Origin of the sequence: Nonomuraea sp. NPDC049158 (genome assembly GCF_040648335.1) — a bacterium.
In the GTDB taxonomy this organism is placed as follows: domain Bacteria; phylum Actinomycetota; class Actinomycetes; order Streptosporangiales; family Streptosporangiaceae; genus Nonomuraea.
Window position 1 is genome coordinate 93,554 of record NZ_JBEZDM010000025.1, and the last position, 16,281, is coordinate 109,834.

Sequence of the window (16,281 nt, forward strand, 5' to 3'; positions counted from 1 at the left end):
ACGGTTATGTGCCAGCAAAGATCGTCAATGTCCTAAATATCCCCAATCGAAGGAATTATCGTGCTCACGCGAACGGTCATCGCGGCCACTCTGGCCGCCGCCGGGATCGCCGCGACCCCCGCTGCCGCCACTGCCACTCCCACCGCGCCGGTCAGCGCCGCCGCCTCCGCGAGCGCCGCCCCGTACTCGCCGGAGCGGGTGTGCGGCCCCGGTTTCCGCAGGGTCAACGATGGTCACCGTGCGATGAAGACGCGCGAGGGGGCGGTGTTCGGGCACGTGTACCTGATGTACAACAAGCGCTCCGGGAAGAACTGCGTGGCCGCCATCAAGACGGCCTATCTCGGCACCAAGACCACCACGGGCGCCGGCATCGTGGTGCGGGGCGGCGGCCGGTCCGAGGACGTCCAGAAGTACCGCTTCTACGCCGAGACCGGTCATGTCAACGGTAGCTGGAAGTGCGTGAAGTTCTGGGGCTGGACCCGCGACCCCAGCGGCCGCGTCGAGGCCGGCGGCGGCCGTAACTCCTGGGGCAACTGCGCCGGCTGACCCGCCCCCGGTCCGCGGCAGCTGATCGTCCGAAGTTGTCACACATGGGCGCCCTGTCGTGTCTTCCTCGTGTCACGACTTACACGATGGAGGTTCCCATGTCTCAGCGGCTCAACGTCATGAAGCTCGCCCCCGAGGCCTACCAGGCGTTCTTCGCCGTGGAGAAGTATCTGCACGCGTGCGGGCTGCCGGTCGGCACGATTGAGCTGGTCAAGCTGCGGGCCAGCCAGATCAACGGCTGCGGCTACTGCGTCGACATGCACAGCCGTGCCATGAAGAAGGCCGGCGAGAGCGACGAGCGACTCTGGTCCGTGGCCGCCTGGCGCGAGGCGACGGTCTACACCCCGGCGGAGAGGGCCGCGCTCGCGCTGACCGAGGAGGCGACCCGGCTGGCCGACCGCGCGGCCGTCCCCGACGAGGTGTGGCAGGAGGCGGCCGAACACTACGACGAGCAGCAGCTCGCCTCGCTGGTCGTGGGGATCGCGATGATCAACGCCTGGAACCGGATCAACGTCATGGCCCGGGTCGCGCCCGGCGCCTGAGTGTTTCCGCCGGGGGGAGGCACCTCCCCCCCGGTCCCCCGGTAGAAATACATGGAACGAGCGGACGTCCCCGGTTAGGTTGTGGCACATGGCGGCTGCAACTCGCCGCCAAGCCACCGTCAAGCGGTGGCGTGCACAGTGCACGTAGAGGCTGTCGCAGGCGAGCGCGAGAGGGGGCAGATCATGAGACGCGTGCGGATCGTCAAGTCGGCGAAGCGGCGACAGGACCGGAACACGGGCCTGGACCTGCGGTCCCCATCGGGCCGCCGACTCCCTTACTGAATCGCTACTTACACCTATCTTACCGAGGCAGCTGTAGATAACATAGGTAACAAGAACGTCACGGGGGGCTCACGATGAAGAGACTAGTGGTGGTGCCGCCACACGTCGCCCGGCACAAGATCCGCGACATCCGGTCGGGAGAGCGCCGCAGGCCTGTCGCGCGCGATCACGATCCCAAGGTCGTCGATCTCCAAGCTTACAGCGGCCGCAACGTCATCCGGCTCCCCGACGGCCCCACCCCCGCCGCCTGATCCCCGAGGGTCAGCCGTAGAGCTTCTTGGCGTAGGTCTCGCCGTAGTAGCTCTCCAGTTGCTCGAGGGTCTCCTCGACCTTCTGCACGTCCTTGACCAGGGTCGCGTGCGAGGGCAGCGCGTCGGACTCCCAGCTGTCGGGCTTCCACAGCGCCGAGCGCAGGAACGCCTTGGCGCAGTGGAAGAAGATCTGCTCGATCTCCACCACGAGCGCCAGGTGCGGGCGGTGGCCCTTGACGATCATGTCGTCGAAGAACGGCGCCTCGCTGATCAGCCGGGCGCGCCCGTTGATCCGCAACGTCTCGTTGCGCCCAGGGATCAGGTAAATCAACCCCACGTGCGGATTTTTCAGGACATTGCGGAAGCCGTCCGCCCGGCGGTTGCCCGGCCGGTCGGGGATGGCGATCGTGGTGTCGTCGATGACGTACGTGAACCCGGCCGGGTCGCCCTTGGGCGAGACGTCGCAGGTGCCGTCGGCGTCGGAGGTGGCGATCAGGCAGAACGGCGAGCTCTCCAGCCACTGCCTGTCGCGCTCGTGCAGCTTCGGCCGGTCCTTGGTGGCCGCGCGCGGCATCACCTCGCCCAGTAGCTCGCGCAGTTCGGCTTCCGACTCGATCTCCACCCAGCTCATGCCGTCTCCCTTCGGGGGTTTCGCCAATTCTCTCAGGGGATCGGGTGGAGCATCCGATGCGGGGTACGCAGGGCGACGCTGACCGGATCGTTCCTGATGCCCTTCAGGCCCGGGCCGGGGCGTACCTCCACTTCCCCGATCGACACCTGCACGCCGCAGGCGGCGCAGCGGGCGGTGCCGTCGATGCGGGAGCCGCAGGCCAGATGGTGGAAGACGCGGCGCGGGGCGGTCCCGGACAAGTGGCGCTCGCCCCAGTCGGCCAGGGCCAGGACCGGCAGCCAGAGCTCGTGGCCCACGGGGGTCAGAACGTACTCGTCGCGCGGTGGCGAGTCCTGGTAGCGGCGCTTGTCGAGGACGCCCGCCTCGACGAGCGTGGCCAGCCGCTGCGACAGCACCGCCCTAGGGATGTCCAGATGGGCGAGGAAATCGCCGAAGCGCCGTACGCCGTACATCGCGTCGCGCACCACCAGCAGCGTCCAGCGCTCGCCGATCACCTCCAGCGCCCTGGCCAGCGAGCAGTCCTGAGCGTCGTAGTTCTTACCCAGCGCCATGAGACCCCCTCGGTTCGTTCATTGAACTATGGTAGCTTGCCCGGCATGAGTTCAATCACTGAACCAAGGCCGGTGATCGCGCCCGGCCGGCGAACGCTCGCCGTGGCCTCGTCGGCGCCCCTGCTCGTGCTGACGAACTTCACGGTGCCGACGGTCACGCTGCCCCTGACCGCGCGGGAGCTCGGCGCGGGCCCTACCGGACCGGTGTGGATCCTGGGCGCGATCTCGCTCGGCCTGTCGGCGCTGCTGCTGGTCTCCGGTGGGCTGGCCGACGACTACGGCCGCAAGCGGGTGCTGGTGGCGGGCACGGTCGTGCTCGCGGTCGCCAGTGTGGTGGCCGCGTTGAGCACGACCGTGGTGGTGTTCGTGGCGGCCCGGCTGGTGCAGGGCGGTGCGAGCGCGGCGATGCTGGCGGCGAGCCTCGGCATCGTGGGCCACGCCTTCCCCTCGGGACCGGAGCGGGTGCGGGCCACCGGCCGCTACGGCGCGATGATCGGGCTGGGCACCATGGTGGGACCGCTCTTGTCCGGGGTGCTGGCCGAGGTGGCCGGCTGGCGGGCGGCGTACTGGCTGATGGCGGCGTGCGCGGTGGCCCTTGCGGTGGTCTCGGCGCGCACGCTGGAGGAGTCGCGCTCGCCGGCGCCCCGGCGGTTCGACGTGCCCGGTGTGGTGCTGCTCAGCCTGGGCGTCGCCGCGCTGCTGACGGGCGTGACCGAGGGCCGTCTCGGCTGGTCGCGGCCGGTGGTGCTGGTGGCGTTCGCGGTGGCGGCCCTGCTGGTGACGGCCTTCGTGCTGGCCGAGCGGCGGCGGGCGGAGCCGCTGATCGACCTGGAGCTGTTCCGGCGGCCGGTGTTCCTGGTGGCGACGGGTGGGGCGCTGGTGGTCGGCGCGGCGGTGGTCGGGCTGCTCACCTACCTGCCGACCGTGCTGCAGACGGCGCACGGCATGACGCCGCTCGGGACCGCGCTGCTGTTCGTCTTGTGGTCCGGGCTGTCGTTCGTGGCCGCGCTCCTGTCGCGGCACCTGCGGCTGCCCACGGCCGCGCGGCTGGCGCTCGGGCTGGCGCTGACGGCGCTGGGCTTCGCGGGGCTGCTGGGCCTGGGCGGGGAGTTCGTGCCCGCGCTCGTGGTCGGCGGACTGGTGGTGAGCGGGATCGGGGCCGGGGTGATCAACTCCTCGATCACCCATCTGGCGATCGAGAGCGTGCCGGCGCATCGGGTCGGCATGGGGTCGGGAGCCAACAACACCGCCCGGTACGTGGGCAGCTCACTGGGGGCGGCCGGGGTGGCGGGGGTCATCGGCGGGCTCGGGGCGCAGCAGGGGGTGGTGGTCGCGGTGGCGGCGTGCATCGCGCTGACGGCGGCCACGGCCGTGGCCGCACTCGTCACCCGCCACTGAGCCGCTGAGCCACTGAGCCGCTGAGCCACTGAGCCACGCCTCCGGCTAGGCGACGGTGGCTACCAGCGCCGGGCCTGGCTCAAGGCGTCGAGCAGCACGTCGCGCTCGGCGGCGAACCCGACCGGGTCCGCGCCTTCGCGTTCGGCGCGCAGGTGCAGCATGGTCAGCTCGGTCGCCGCCTGCTGGTAGTCGCCCATCGCCCGGCCGAGCCCCACGCCCTTGGCCCACTTGCGCGCGGACCGGCGGGCGGACAGGGTGCTCAGCATCTTGATGTCCGGCGGGGTGAGGAGCCCGGTGGGCTGGTACGCAGGCAGGTAGACGCCTATCTTGGCCACCAACTGCCTGCGCTCGCGAACGGTCACCAGGATGAGCCCGATGAGCGCTCCCATGATCACCAGGTAGGCCAGGGCCAGCCAGCCGAGCGACTGGAGCAAGGCGGTGCCGTTCCAGAGCCCGTGCAGGAAGACCGCGCCGAAGTAGCCGAGCGGGATGGCCGCGAACCGCGCGGGGCCGCGGCGGGTGAGCGCGTACGCGACGCCGAGCCCGGTCATCGCGGTGTAGACGGGGTGGCCGAGCGGGTCGATCAGCCCCCTGATCACGAACAGCTGCACGGCCCCGCCCACACCGTCCTCGGTGAACGCGCCCAGGTAGTAGCCGACGTTCTCGACGACCGCGAAGCCCAGGCCGGCCATCGAGCCGTACACGATGCCGTCGGTGAGGCCGTCGATCTCCCGCCTTCTGACCAGGAGCAGCAGCAGCGCCGAACCCTTGAGCGCCTCCTCGATCACCGGAGCCAGGAAGGCCGTCCCCAGCTGGTAGACGGTCTGCTCGCCGTAACCGGCTCTGGCGAACATGGCCTGGCCGGCGAGGGTCAGCACGATGCCCAGCGCGATGGCCACGCCCGCGCCCCACGCGAACGCGAAGCCCAGGTGCAACCCGGGCTCGGGCTCCAGCCGGTCGAGCGAGAGCACCGCCGCGAGCAGCAGCGGCAGGGGCGCCAGCGCCAGCAGCATCGACAGGCCGAACCCGAGCGGGCCACCCTTCAGCAGCATGCTGACCAGCACGAGCACCGCCAGGGCGCTCGAGATCACCAGGCAGATCAGGAGCGCCTTGCTGGGCCGCTGCGGGAGCGAAGAAGGTCGGGTCCGCACTGTCATCGCCATACCTCTTTTCGGACGGGCTCCCACTATGGATCGGGCCCGTCGACAGACGCTTGACGATTACTTGCCGAGCTTGATCGCCTACTTACCGGGCTCGATCACTGTGCGGCTTCCCGGTAGTAGGGATCGGCGACCCCGTCCTCGTACGAGTACACCTCGCGGCCGTCGACGAAGACCCGCAGCGCCCGGCTCATGATGTCCAGCGGATCACCGGACCAGATCACCACGTCGCCGTCGAGCCCCGGACGCAGGGCGCCCACCCGGTCGTCGAGGCCCATGATGCGGGCCGGGTTGACGGTGATGGACCGCAGTGCCACGTCCCGGTCCAGCCCCTCCTTGACCGCCAGCGTCGCCTGGTGGACCAGGAAGTGGATCGGCACCACCGGGTGGTCGGTGGTGATCGCCAGCTCGACCCCGGCGCGCGCGAGGATGCCCGGATTGCGCAGCGAGCGGTGCCGGAGCTCGACCTTGGAGCGGCTGGTGAAGAGCGGCCCGATGATGACCGGAATGCCGCGCTCGGCCAGTACGTCGGCGATCAGGTGCCCCTCCGTGCCGTGGTTGATCACCACCCGGTAGCCGAACTCGTCCGCCAGCCGCAGCGCGGTCGCGATGTCGTCGGCCCGGTGCGTGTGCTGGCACCAGGGCAGCTCGCCGTCGAGCACGCGGACGAGGATCTCCTGCGTGGCGTCGCGCTCGAACGGCTTGCCCTCGTCGGCGGCCGCGGCCCGTCTGGCCCGGTAGTCCTGCGCCTTCATGAACGCGTCGCGGATCACCGCCGCCACGCCCTGGCGGGTGGCGGGCAGCCGCTTCTGGTCGCCGTAGACGCGCTTGGGGTTCTCGCCGAGGGCGCTCTTCACGCTCACCGGCTCCCGGATCAGCATCTCGTCGACGGTACGGCCCCAGCACTTGACCGCCACCGTCTGGCCGCCGATGGGGTTGGCCGACCCCGGCTTGATCACGGCGGTGGTGACGCCGCCGGAGAGCGCGTCGGCGAAGCCCAGGTCGGCCGGGTTGATGGCGTCTAGGGCGCGCAGGCGGGCGCCGTTGGGGTCGGTCGTCTCGTTGGTGTCCTGGCCGGCCCAGCCCTGGGCCTCCTCGTGCACGCCCAGGTGGCCGTGGGCCTCGACGAAGCCCGGCAGCACCCAGCCACCGGCCGCGTCGACGACAGGGGTCCCCTGCGGTATCTCGACCTCGCGGCCGACCGCGGCGATCTTCCCGTCCTGGATCAGCACGGTGCCGCCCTCGATCGGAGCGCCATCAACCGGCACGACATATCCGCTGGTGATCGCGAGATTCATAACAGCAACCTACATTGACCGATATTTCGGCATATAGCAGTCCGTGCGCTTCGCTCCTTGACCAGGGCTTGGGTAGGGTTTCGGCAACAGTCAAAGGAGAACGAATTGGCCGAGGATCAGGCCGCCTACGAGCCCGGCCCCAGCAGCCTGCCGGACGAGGACCTGTCCCACCTGCTCAGCCAGCAGCGCTTCGGCGCGCTGGCCACGCTGGGCGCCAACGGCCGCCCGCACCTGTCGACCGTCGTGTACGACTGGGACTCCGACCAGCGGGTGGTGCGCGTCGCGACGGTCGACGGCCGGCTCAAAGTACGCCAGCTGCACAAGGACCCGCGCGCCGCCCTGTACGTGGCCAGCGACGACTTCTGGTCCTACGCCGTGGCCGAGGGCCTGGCCGAGCTGTCACCGGTGAGCGTCGAGCCCGGCGACGAGGTGGGCCGGGAGCTGCTGGCCATGCGGTCGGGACGTCCGGCGGGCCTCGAAGACCCGGTCGGCGCGGCCGCGTTCCTGGGTCAGGCGGTCGCGGACCGGCGGCTGGTGATCAGGCTCCGGGTCTCCCGGCTGTACGGGACGTCGCTGCCGGCGCCGCCCGCCGAATAGCCCGCCGCCGGTTGTAGGCCACCACCGCGACCACGGCGAGGATGAGCGCCAGATCTATGGCGGCCGACCAGCGCATCGCACCGGTGTAGTCGCCGCCGGTCGAGGCCGCGAAGAAGACCGCCCCGATCACCGCGACCCCACCCGAGCCCCCGAACTGCTGGGCCGTACTGAGGAATCCCGAGCCGATGCCCGCCTGGTGCGGCGCGACCTCCACCAGTGCCGCCCCGATGAGCTGCGGGATCACCAGGCCGTTGCCGAGCCCCACGAGCACCAGCGCGGCCATGATCCACGGCAGCCCGGCACCCGCCGTGCCCAGCAGCAGCGCCAGGCCCGACGCGGTCACGAGTCCGCCGATCATGACGACGATCAGGCCGTACCTCCCGACCAGGCGGGTCCCCAGCAGCGAGCTGATCGTGAACAGCACGCCCATCGGCGCGAACGCCAGCCCGGCCTGGAACGCGGTGAGCCGCAACCCGCCCTGGAGCAGCAGCGTGAGCGTGAACATGAACGAGGCGAAGTAGGCCATGAACGCGGTGATCGCGCCGACGCCCGCCAGGTAGGAGTGCACCTTGAGCAGCGCCAGGTCCAGCACCGGCTGACCGCCGCGCCTGCCGAGGACGTACTGCCAGCGCAGCGTCAGGCCCAGGAGAGGCAGGCTCGCGCCGATGCAGATCCACGTCCAGGCGGGCCAGCCCGCGCCGTTGCCGAGGCCGAGCGGCACCAGGACCAGCGCCAGCCCGGCGGCCAGCCCGGCCGCGCCGAGCAGGTCCAGCCGTGAGCGCCCGGCCGGCTCGACCCTGGGCAGCAGCCAGACGGCCAGCGGGACCACGACCAGGCCGACCGGCAGGTTGATCAGGAAGATGACCCGCCAGCCGAGCCCGAACAGATCGGCCGACAACAGCAGCCCGCCCAGCACCTGGCCGGCGATCGAGCCGAGACCGCCGGCCGCGCCGTACCAGCCCACGGCGCGGCGCCGCTCGTGCGGCGGGAAGACCGCGGAGATCATGGCGAGCACCTGCGGCACCATCGCCGCACCGGCCAATCCCTGCAGCAGGCGGGCGGCGACGAGCTGGGCCGGGTTCAGCGCGATCCCGCACAGCAGCGACGCGATCGTGAACGCGACCACGCCGCCGATGAACATCCGCCGGTAGCCGTACCGGTCACCGAGCCGCCCGCCGGTGATCATGCCCGCCGCGTAGGTGAAGGCGTAGCCGCCCACGATGAGCTCCAGGGCGGCGGGGCTCGCGTGCAGCTCGCGTTCGAACGACGGCGCGGCGACGTTGACCACGAAGAAGTCGAACTGGGCCATGAACCAGGCGGACAGAAGCACGGCCAGCGTCCCGCCGAATCTCATTCCAACCAGGCTAGTGCGGGGGCCCACAGTGGTTCCCGGGGGGTTCGTCACACGACCGTCTCAATTTCTGTGACGATCCGTGGTGGCCGGGGTCCTTTTGGAGGGATCCCCCTTCGGGGGAGCGGAAGAAGACGGCCCGTCGCGGCAGAGCTCCCTGCGGAGGGAGACCCCCTCCGGGGGCGGATGCCCGGCGGACGTTGGTGAGCGCCGGGCATCAGGCGCTTGTCGCTGGCGGGGATTGGGCGGGGCGGGCAGAGTGAAGGCATGGATCATCTTTCCCACTTCGGTCGGGAGGTCCGCGCGTTCGAGGCGGCGTGCCGGGCCGTGGGTTCCGCTCTGGTGCCGTCCTGTCCGGGTTGGGGCGTGCCCGATCTCGTCATGCATCTGGGCGGTGTGCACCGCTATCTGGTGTGGGTCATCGGCGACCGGCTCACCGAGCAGCCGGACCCCGCGGACCTGTCCTTCCTCGGTCTGCCGGCCGATCCGGCGGGCTGGCCGGATCCGGCGGGGGCACCGGCGACCGGGCCGCTGCCGGCCGGGCTGCTCGACTGGTTCGCGGAGGGCGCCGCCAAGCTGGAGACCGCGTTCGCCACCACGGATCCGGACGTGCCGGTGTGGACGTGGTCGGGCGAGCAGAGCGTCGGGTTCTGGCTGCGGATGCAGACGATCGAGGCGGCCATTCACCGCTGGGACGCCGAAACGGTGGCGGGGACCGCCGGGCCGATGGACGCGGAGCTGGCGGCCGACGCGGTGGGGCAGACGTTCGAGGTGATGGCCCCGGCCCGGCGGGCCTGGACGGCGGCACCGCCCGGAGCGGGAGAGACGTACGGCTTCCGGCAGAGCGACGGGCCGGGGCGGTGGACGGCCCGCTTCGACGGGGCCGACGTGAGCCTCGTGAACGGGGCCGACGTGAGCCTCGAAGAAGAGACCGAGGTGAGTGTCGGAGAAGGAATCGAGGTGAGTATCGGGGAAGGGACCGACGTGGGCGTCGGGGACGCGGACGGCTGTGACGTGGTGGTGGCCGGGACCGCGTCGGACCTCATGCTGTTCCTGTGGCACCGCATCCCGTACGAGCGGCTCGACGTGCACGGTGACCGGGCCGTGCTCGACCGATACTTCACCCTCGTCCCGCCGGTCTGATCCCTCATCCCGCCCGTCTGAGTGATCGCCCGGCAGGCAGGCGGCGTACGCCGTTCAGTCCAGGGTGTCGCCCAGTGACTCCAGGAGCTCCTTGAGCTCGCCGGCCAGGGCGGCGCGCCGGGGCTCGGAGAGCGCGGCGAGCAGCCGGTGCTCGGTCTCGACGTGATCGGGCAGCGCCCGGTCGATCAGCGCCCGGCCCTCCTCGGTGAGGGCGACGTGCACGACTCGGCCGTCCTTCTCGCTGGGTGTACGGGACACCAGGCCCCGGGACTGGAGGCGGTCGAGGCGCTGGGTGATCGCCCCCGAGGTGACCATGGCCGACTTCATGAGCTCGGCCGGGGTCAGCGACCGTCCATTGCGCCGCAGCGTGGCCAGCACGTCGAACGACGCCGAGTCGAGCTCGTGAGCGCTGAACGTACGGGTCAGCTCCGTGCCGATCAGCCGCGACAGTCGTGACAGCCGCCCGATGATCGCCATCGGCGACACATCCAGATCGGGGCGCTGCTCGGCCCACTGCTCCAGCACCCGGTCAACATGATCAGTCACAACTCCACCCTATCGGATGTCTTAGCGATGAGATACATTGTCTTAGTGCTAAGAAATCGACTTGCCCTGATCATGGTGACCGCGCTGGCCCCGGCCATCTGGGGGACCACCTACCTCGTCACCACCGAACTGCTGCCGCCCGGCCGCCCGCTCCTGGCCGCGGTCGTCCGGGCCCTGCCCGCCGGGCTGCTGCTCCTCCTGCTCACCCGGCGCCTGCCGCGAGGGGTGTGGTGGTGGCGCGCGCTCGTCCTCGGTGCGCTCAACATCGGGTTGTTCTTCGCGCTGCTGTTCATCGGCGCCTACCGGCTGCCCGGCGGGGTGGCCGCGACCATCGGCGCGGTGCAGCCCCTCCTGGTCGCCGGTCTGTCCTCCGGCCTGCTCGGCGAGCGCCTGTCCGCGCGTACGGCGATCGCCGCCGTGGCGGGTGTGGCCGGTGTCAGCCTCCTCGTCCTGCGGGCCGACGCCCGGCTGGACGCCGTCGGCATCGCCGCGGCCGCCGGAGGCGCGATCGTCATGGCCACCGGAGTCGTCCTCAGCAAGCGGTGGACCTCACCGGCGCCCCTGCTCGCGACCACCGGCTGGCAGCTGGTGGCGGGCGGCCTGCTGCTGCTCCCGGTGGCCCTCCTCGTCGAGGGTCCGCCGCCCGCCGCACTGACCCCGGCGAACCTGACCGGGTACGCCTACCTCGCCGTCATCGGCTCGGCCGTCGCCTACTCCCTGTGGTTCCGCGGGATCCGCGCCCTGTCCCCCACCCACGTCACCTTCCTCGGCCTGCTCAGCCCGCTGGTCGCCACCGCGCTGGGCTGGCTCGCCCTCGGACAGTCGCTCACCGTGGCCCAGATCGTGGGCGGGCTCGTCGTCCTGACAGCTCTAGTAGCGGCCCAGACCAGCCGCCCCCGTCGCGGCCCAGCCCCTCGTAACGACCCAGAGCAGAAGCTGCCAGGTCAGGCGGACGCGCCCACTCGTGATCGTCTGATCCCCACGCCCTGACCGTCCGATCTCCACCCCCTCACTCTCGCTGCTCATCAAGGAGAAACCATGCGCATCACCGTGTTCGGAGCGGCCGGCAGCGTCGGCGCTCGTGTGGTCGCCGAGGCGCTGTCCCGTGGCCACGAGGTCACCGCCGTCGTACGCGACCCGGCCCGCTTCCCCTCACTGCACCCCGGCGCCCATCCGCAGGTCGGCGACGCCGCCTATGTCGAGGACGTGACCAGGCTCGGCACCGGCCAGGACCTCGTGATCAGCGCGACCCGCCCGCCCACCGGTCGCGAGCACGATCTCGTCACGACCGCCAAGGCGCTGCTGGCGGGGCTCGCGGGGACCGGCGTCCGGCTGCTGCTCGTCGGCGGGGCGGCCGGGCTGACCGTTCCCGGATCCGGCGGGCGTACCGTGCTCGACGACCCGCGCTTCATGTCCGACGCCTATCGCGACATCGCGCTGGCCTGCAACGACCAGCTCGACGTCTGCCGCGCGGAGACCGGCGTGGACTGGGCGTACCTGAGTCCGGCCGCGCTGCTGGCGCCGGGCGAGCGTACCGGCGTCTACCGGCTGGGCGCCGACGAGCTGCTCATGGACGCCGAGGGGAACTCGGCGATCTCCATGGAGGACCTCGCGGTCGTGCTGCTGGACGAGGCGGAACGGCCCAGGCACCACCGGGTCAGGTTCACCGCCGCGTACTGACGTCACCCGGCGTCGCGGATGTCACCCGGCCTCGCCGACGTCAGCCGGCCTCGCGGACGTCAGCGGATGTCAGCCACCCTCACGGACGCGGTCGTAGAACAGGCACAGGGCGCCGCTCGCCGTGGTCTCGGCCTCGCTCGTGAGGCGCCAGCTCGAGGTCGGCAGGCCGTCCTCGAACAGGCGCGCCCCGCCCCCGACCAGCTCCGGGGCCAGGATGACGCTCAGCCGGTCCAGTTCGTCGGCCAGCAGGAGGTCCTTGATGACGCTACCGCTGGCCAGTACGACGATGTCGCCGCCGTCCTGCCCGCGCAGGTCCTTGACCACCTCGGCCGGGGCGGCGTCGACGATGCGGCTGTTCTCCCATGGCGCCTCCTTGAGCGTCGAGGAGAACACCACCTTCTCCACAGCGTTGAGCCACTGGGAGAACGACCGGTCCCGGGGGTCGGCCGCGTCGTCGTTGGCGACCGACGGCCAGAAGCCGCCGAATCCCTGGTAGTTCTTGCGCCCGAGCAGCACCGTGGTGGCCGTCTCCGTGATGCGGGCGACGTGCTCCCTGGCGCCCTCGCTGATGGCGTGCGGCACGATCCAGCCCATGTCGTACTCGCCCGCCGGGCCCGAGACGCGGCCGTCCAGGGACAGGAGGATGTTGCCGATGACGGTGCGGCCGGCGTTCTGAGCTGCGCTCATGAGTCACTTCCTTATCGTTTGCTCCGTTGTCACCATCTTTGGGGGAACGGCGAGCGATAACATCGGCCAGGTGGCCGATCTGCGGCATGCGTACGAGGTCAGAGGCAGGCGGACCGGCCCGGCCTCCACGACGTACGCCCACAACCTGCCCGCCGAGCTGACGTCGTTCGTCGGCCGCCAAGCCGAGCTCCGCTCGGTCGCCGTCGCCCTCACCGGCGCGCGCTGTCTGACCCTGACCGGCCCGGGAGGCTGCGGGAAGACCCGCCTGGCCAAGCGGACCGCGGAGCGGCAGGTGGACTTCTGGCGCGACGGCGTCTGGTGGATCGACCTCTCCCGCGAGACGGATCCCGCCATCGTGGCGCGGCACATCGCGTCCGGGCTCGGGGTGCTGCCGGCGCCGGGGACCGACGCGACGCCCGCGCTGGCCCGGCAGCTGCACGACCGCCACCTGCTGCTGGTCCTGGACAACTGCGAGCATCTCCTGCCCGCGGTCGCCGAGGTGGTGTCCGAGCTGCTGCGCCGCTGCCCGCACCTCACCGTGCTCGCGACCGGCCGGGAGCCGCTCGGCGTCCTGGGCGAGGTGGTGTGGCGGGTGCCGCCGATGGACGCCGGTGACGCGGTGACGCTGTTCGCCGAGCGCTGTGCACGCGGCGCGGCGACGCCGGCGGCCGCGAGCGCCGTCGACCAGATCTGCGCCCGGCTCGACGGGATCCCTCTCGCGATCGAACTGGCCTCCGCCTGGACCGGGACCCTGTCCCCGTATGAGATCGTCACCGAACTGGACGACCGGTTCGGCCTGCTCATAGCGGGCCCCCGGGCCGCCCCGCCGCGCCAGCGGACCCTGGAGGCGTCGATGGCCTGGAGCCACGACCTTCTGGAAGCGGACGAGCGGCTGCTGTTCCGCCGCCTCGGCGTTTTCCAGGCCGGGTTCACCCTGGCCGCGGCCCAGAACGTCTGCGGCTTCGACGGCATCGCGGTCCTGCCCGCGCTGCGGCGGCTCGTGGACAAGTCCCTGCTCGTCGCGCTCGTCGCGGAGACCGGCGAGGGAGTGACGCGCTACCGGATGCTGGAGACGGTCCGCCACTACGCGCTGGGCCGCCTGACCTCGTCGGGCGAGCTGTCCGCCGTACAGGACCGTCATCTCACCACGTATCTCGCCATCGCCGAGGGCGCCGCCCCGCTCCTCGATACGGACAAGGACGCTTGGCGGGCGCTGATCCACGCCGAGTACCCCAACCTGCGTACGGCGCTCGAATGGGGTCTTTCGCTCGACGACCCGCACAAGGGACGCCGGCTGGCGGCGGCGCTGGCGTGGCTGTGGCACCTCGAAGGGCGCAGGCACGAAGGGCTGAGCCTGCTGCGCCTGGCGGCGGACAGAGGCTCGGGCCTCGACGAACATTCCGCCCTTCAGGCCCGGGTGCTCACCGGCCTGGCGCTGGTGGCCGACACGACGCACCCGTTCGGCGATGACTTCGACGCGGCGAACGCGGCCAGGGACATGGCCCGCGCCTGCGGAGACCCCCGAACCGCCCGCCTGGCGGGGGTACTGGGCGCGATCGGGCTGTTCGGCCACGATCTCGATGGCATGCGAGCCCAGGCGCTCGACATCCGCGCCGAAGCGAGCGCGGCCGGTGACGCGTTCGCCGCCGACGCGGCCGGCGCCGTCGCCGGTCTCGTGGCCCACTCCCTGGACGAGCACCAGGAGGCCATCACCCTCCTGGAGACCGCCGTCACCGGGCTCGTCCGCCGGGGCGACCGCGGGATCGCGGCCATGGCGCTCGGGCTGATGGCTCTCAGCAACGCCCACCTCGGCCGGCTTCGGCAGGCCGGGGACCTGGCCGCTCAGGCCGTCGACGTCGCGCACCCGCTCGCCGACTACCACCGGGTCGGCACCGCCCGGAGTGTCCTGGCCTTCGTCCGCGGGCTCCAGGGCCGACCGGCCGAGGCGCGAGAGGCCCTCGACCCGATCGTCCGCCTGGTGGACCGGGCGCCCGCGCAGCCCTTCATCCCACGGCTGGCGCTGGCGATCGGCCAGATCCACTTGGGGGACGGCCGGCCGGACCTCGCGATCGAGTCGTACCGCCGCGAGGCTTCCTGGTCCGGAGGCGACGCCTCGGACGAGGATCTCGCGCTCGAGACCCGCATAGCTCTCGTGGCCGCCCTGCGCGCGGCCGGTGACCTCGCGGCGGCCGAGCGCAGCTGCTCGGGCGCCCTCGAACTCGCCAGAACCCAGGGGATGCCGAGGCTGATCGCCGCCGCGCTGGAGCAGCAGGCGTTCCTGGCCGACCCGGATCGGGCCGTACTCCTGCACCACGAGGCCCTCGCCCTACGAGCCGAGCACGGACTCCGCCTGGCCTGCCTGGACAGTCTGGACGCGCTGGTCTCCCTGGCCGCCCAACGCGGCTCGCCGCTCCAGGCCGCCCGCCTGCTGGGCGCCTGCGACCGGGCGCGGGACGATCTGGGCTGTCCACGGCCGGACCACACCCTCCATACGGAGCCGGCCCTGGGGGCGCCCGAGTACGACGACGCGCTGGCCGAGGGCCGTCTGATGGACCTCGACGAGGCCATCGCCTACGCGCGGCGGGCCCGCACCACCCGGCGGCGGCCGGCGAGCGGCTGGGCCAGCCTGACCCCCGCCGAGCGCGAGGTCGTCCAGCTGGCCGTCGACGGGCTGACGAACCCGGAGATCGGCAAACGGCTCTTCATGAGCCGCAGTACGGTCAAGACGCACCTGGCTCACGTGTACGCGAAGCTGGGTGTCGCGAACCGTACCGAACTGGCCACATCAGTGGCATCAACGGTTCCCGACTAGCCGCGTGGTCTCGTCGTCGGCGGGGAAATACGCCTCGACGGCGACCCCTTCCAGGGTGATGTCGAACGCCGCGCCGAACGTCGTGATCGTACTGAAGAAGCAGAGCTCGTCCCCCCGATGCGTGATCCGTACGGGCAACGCGATGTCTGCGGGGTCGGGCAGAGGCGCCTCGCCATCGTCTCCATAGGTCAGCAGCTCCTCGTAGAGCGCGCTCAGCTCCGGATCACCCGCGCGGGCGACCTGCCTGGCGAGCCGGGGCAGCAGGAACCCGCGGACCTGCGCCAGGTTCCGCACGCGTGGCGCGAACCCGTCCGGATGCAGGCCGAGTCGCATCATGTTCACCGGCGGCCGCAGGAGGGCCGGGTCCACGTCGTCGAGGAAGACGTTCATGGCGTCGTTGGCCAGTAACAGGTTCCACCGGTGGTCCAGGGCCATCGCCGGATACGGCTCGTGACCGCGCAGGATCCGCTGGAGCGCCTCGTACGCCTTGCCCAGGTCGGGGTCGTCAAGCGGGCGCTCGGGGTAGATGGGCGCGTACCCGGCCGCGAGCAGCAGCCGGTTGCGCGCGCGCAGCGGCACATCGAGCTGCTCGGCCAGGCGCAGCACCATGGACCGGCTCGGGATCGTCCGCCCGGTCTCGACGAAGCTGACGTGCCGCGCGGACACGTCGGTCTGGAGGGCCAGGTCGAGCTGCGTGAGCCCGCGCAGGTGCCGCCAGTCTCGCAGCAACTCCCCTATCGGCTGATCCATGTGCATAGTGGCTGGTTCTACCTGGCCTTCCAGGGTGGTGTCGATTACCTGCCATG

General features: G+C 71.3%; 17 protein-coding genes. 9 read left to right on the forward strand and 8 right to left on the reverse strand.

Features of this window, described 5'->3' with window-relative positions:
• Nucleotides 1-60: 60 nt before the first annotated feature.
• The 3 genes from AB0B61_RS39450 to AB0B61_RS39460 all read left to right on the forward strand — a co-directional run bounded on the left by AB0B61_RS39450 (nt 61) and on the right by AB0B61_RS39460 (nt 1,621).
• A complete protein-coding gene (locus AB0B61_RS39450; protein ID WP_358443439.1) occupies nt 61-546 on the forward strand; it encodes a hypothetical protein in 486 nt (161 codons plus the stop codon).
• Nucleotides 547-644: 98 nt separating this feature from the next.
• Nucleotides 645-1,088 carry a carboxymuconolactone decarboxylase family protein gene (locus tag AB0B61_RS39455; RefSeq protein ID WP_358443442.1) on the forward strand — a complete coding sequence of 148 codons (444 nt, stop codon included), beginning with the start codon at nt 645-647 and terminating at the stop codon, nt 1,086-1,088.
• A 356-nt stretch (nt 1,089-1,444) separates the two neighbouring features.
• Nucleotides 1,445-1,621, forward strand: a complete 177-nt coding sequence (locus AB0B61_RS39460) for a hypothetical protein (RefSeq protein ID WP_225288930.1) — start codon at nt 1,445-1,447, stop codon at nt 1,619-1,621.
• 10 nt (nt 1,622-1,631) lie between these two features.
• On the opposite strand, the gene AB0B61_RS39465 is transcribed toward AB0B61_RS39460, so the two are convergent.
• Nucleotides 1,632-2,252: a pyridoxamine 5'-phosphate oxidase family protein gene (locus AB0B61_RS39465; RefSeq protein WP_358443445.1), complete on the reverse strand. Its 621-nt coding sequence runs from the start codon at nt 2,250-2,252 to the stop codon at nt 1,632-1,634.
• 32 nt (nt 2,253-2,284) lie between these two features.
• Nucleotides 2,285-2,803 carry a helix-turn-helix domain-containing protein gene (locus AB0B61_RS39470; protein WP_358443448.1) on the reverse strand — a complete coding sequence of 173 codons (519 nt, stop codon included), beginning with the start codon at nt 2,801-2,803 and terminating at the stop codon, nt 2,285-2,287.
• 45 nt (nt 2,804-2,848) lie between these two features.
• Here AB0B61_RS39470 and AB0B61_RS39475 point away from each other — a divergent pair, with 45 nt between their 5' ends.
• On the forward strand, nt 2,849-4,201 hold the full coding sequence (locus AB0B61_RS39475; protein WP_358443450.1) for an MFS transporter: 1,353 nt from the start codon (nt 2,849-2,851) through the stop codon (nt 4,199-4,201).
• Nucleotides 4,202-4,260: 59 nt separating this feature from the next.
• Here AB0B61_RS39475 and AB0B61_RS39480 read toward each other — a convergent pair whose 3' ends face one another.
• Both AB0B61_RS39480 and AB0B61_RS39485 read right to left on the reverse strand, forming a co-directional pair.
• Nucleotides 4,261-5,358, reverse strand: coding sequence for a PrsW family intramembrane metalloprotease (locus AB0B61_RS39480; protein ID WP_358443451.1), 1,098 nt, complete (start codon nt 5,356-5,358; stop codon nt 4,261-4,263).
• 101 nt (nt 5,359-5,459) lie between these two features.
• Complete coding sequence (locus tag AB0B61_RS39485) at nt 5,460-6,659, reverse strand: amidohydrolase (protein ID WP_358443453.1); 1,200 nt, start codon at nt 6,657-6,659, stop codon at nt 5,460-5,462.
• 105 nt (nt 6,660-6,764) lie between these two features.
• Between AB0B61_RS39485 and AB0B61_RS39490 the strand changes: the two genes are divergently transcribed.
• Nucleotides 6,765-7,256, forward strand: coding sequence for a TIGR03618 family F420-dependent PPOX class oxidoreductase (locus AB0B61_RS39490; protein ID WP_358443455.1), 492 nt, complete (start codon nt 6,765-6,767; stop codon nt 7,254-7,256).
• Here the strand turns inward: AB0B61_RS39490 and AB0B61_RS39495 are convergent.
• A complete protein-coding gene (locus AB0B61_RS39495; protein WP_358443457.1) occupies nt 7,198-8,610 on the reverse strand; it encodes an MFS transporter in 1,413 nt (470 codons plus the stop codon). The genes AB0B61_RS39490 and AB0B61_RS39495 overlap by 59 nt on opposite strands.
• A gap of 264 nt (nt 8,611-8,874) precedes the next feature.
• Between AB0B61_RS39495 and AB0B61_RS39500 the strand changes: the two genes are divergently transcribed.
• Nucleotides 8,875-9,750 (forward strand): maleylpyruvate isomerase family mycothiol-dependent enzyme, encoded by an 876-nt coding sequence (locus AB0B61_RS39500; protein WP_358443459.1) that lies wholly within the window; start codon nt 8,875-8,877, stop codon nt 9,748-9,750.
• Nucleotides 9,751-9,804: 54 nt separating this feature from the next.
• Here AB0B61_RS39500 and AB0B61_RS39505 read toward each other — a convergent pair whose 3' ends face one another.
• Nucleotides 9,805-10,296, reverse strand: a complete 492-nt coding sequence (locus AB0B61_RS39505) for a MarR family transcriptional regulator (RefSeq protein ID WP_358443461.1) — start codon at nt 10,294-10,296, stop codon at nt 9,805-9,807.
• Between the two features lie 45 nt (nt 10,297-10,341).
• Between AB0B61_RS39505 and AB0B61_RS39510 the strand changes: the two genes are divergently transcribed.
• Both AB0B61_RS39510 and AB0B61_RS39515 read left to right on the forward strand, forming a co-directional pair.
• The gene (locus tag AB0B61_RS39510) at nt 10,342-11,286 is read left to right on the forward strand and encodes an EamA family transporter (protein WP_358443463.1); all 945 of its coding nucleotides are present in this window, start codon (nt 10,342-10,344) and stop codon (nt 11,284-11,286) included.
• A gap of 48 nt (nt 11,287-11,334) precedes the next feature.
• On the forward strand, nt 11,335-11,976 hold the full coding sequence (locus tag AB0B61_RS39515; RefSeq protein ID WP_358443465.1) for an NAD(P)H-binding protein: 642 nt from the start codon (nt 11,335-11,337) through the stop codon (nt 11,974-11,976).
• A gap of 69 nt (nt 11,977-12,045) precedes the next feature.
• Here AB0B61_RS39515 and AB0B61_RS39520 read toward each other — a convergent pair whose 3' ends face one another.
• A complete protein-coding gene (locus AB0B61_RS39520) occupies nt 12,046-12,663 on the reverse strand; it encodes a dihydrofolate reductase family protein (protein WP_358443468.1) in 618 nt (205 codons plus the stop codon).
• A 70-nt stretch (nt 12,664-12,733) separates the two neighbouring features.
• Here AB0B61_RS39520 and AB0B61_RS39525 point away from each other — a divergent pair, with 70 nt between their 5' ends.
• Nucleotides 12,734-15,475 carry a LuxR C-terminal-related transcriptional regulator gene (locus tag AB0B61_RS39525; RefSeq protein ID WP_358443471.1) on the forward strand — a complete coding sequence of 914 codons (2,742 nt, stop codon included), beginning with the start codon at nt 12,734-12,736 and terminating at the stop codon, nt 15,473-15,475.
• On the opposite strand, the gene AB0B61_RS39530 is transcribed toward AB0B61_RS39525, so the two are convergent.
• Nucleotides 15,458-16,225, reverse strand: coding sequence for a helix-turn-helix transcriptional regulator (locus tag AB0B61_RS39530; protein ID WP_358443474.1), 768 nt, complete (start codon nt 16,223-16,225; stop codon nt 15,458-15,460). The genes AB0B61_RS39525 and AB0B61_RS39530 overlap by 18 nt on opposite strands.
• Nucleotides 16,226-16,281: the final 56 nt, after the last annotated feature.

Bases quoted from the DNA above. Each gene is read 5' to 3' on its own strand.
- AB0B61_RS39455 (WP_358443442.1), top strand. From the start codon at position 645: ATGTCTCAGCGGCTCAACGTCATGAAGCTCGCCCCCGAGGCCTACCAG.
- AB0B61_RS39460 (WP_225288930.1), top strand. From the start codon at position 1,445: ATGAAGAGACTAGTGGTGGTGCCGCCACACGTCGCCCGGCACAAGATC.
- AB0B61_RS39465 (WP_358443445.1), bottom strand. From the start codon at position 2,252: ATGAGCTGGGTGGAGATCGAGTCGGAAGCCGAACTGCGCGAGCTACTG.
- AB0B61_RS39470 (WP_358443448.1), bottom strand. From the start codon at position 2,803: ATGGCGCTGGGTAAGAACTACGACGCTCAGGACTGCTCGCTGGCCAGG.
- AB0B61_RS39475 (WP_358443450.1), top strand. From the start codon at position 2,849: ATGAGTTCAATCACTGAACCAAGGCCGGTGATCGCGCCCGGCCGGCGA.
- AB0B61_RS39480 (WP_358443451.1), bottom strand. From the start codon at position 5,358: ATGACAGTGCGGACCCGACCTTCTTCGCTCCCGCAGCGGCCCAGCAAG.
- AB0B61_RS39485 (WP_358443453.1), bottom strand. From the start codon at position 6,659: ATGAATCTCGCGATCACCAGCGGATATGTCGTGCCGGTTGATGGCGCT.
- AB0B61_RS39495 (WP_358443457.1), bottom strand. From the start codon at position 8,610: ATGAGATTCGGCGGGACGCTGGCCGTGCTTCTGTCCGCCTGGTTCATG.
- AB0B61_RS39500 (WP_358443459.1), top strand. From the start codon at position 8,875: ATGGATCATCTTTCCCACTTCGGTCGGGAGGTCCGCGCGTTCGAGGCG.
- AB0B61_RS39515 (WP_358443465.1), top strand. From the start codon at position 11,335: ATGCGCATCACCGTGTTCGGAGCGGCCGGCAGCGTCGGCGCTCGTGTG.
- AB0B61_RS39520 (WP_358443468.1), bottom strand. From the start codon at position 12,663: ATGAGCGCAGCTCAGAACGCCGGCCGCACCGTCATCGGCAACATCCTC.
- AB0B61_RS39530 (WP_358443474.1), bottom strand. From the start codon at position 16,225: ATGGATCAGCCGATAGGGGAGTTGCTGCGAGACTGGCGGCACCTGCGC.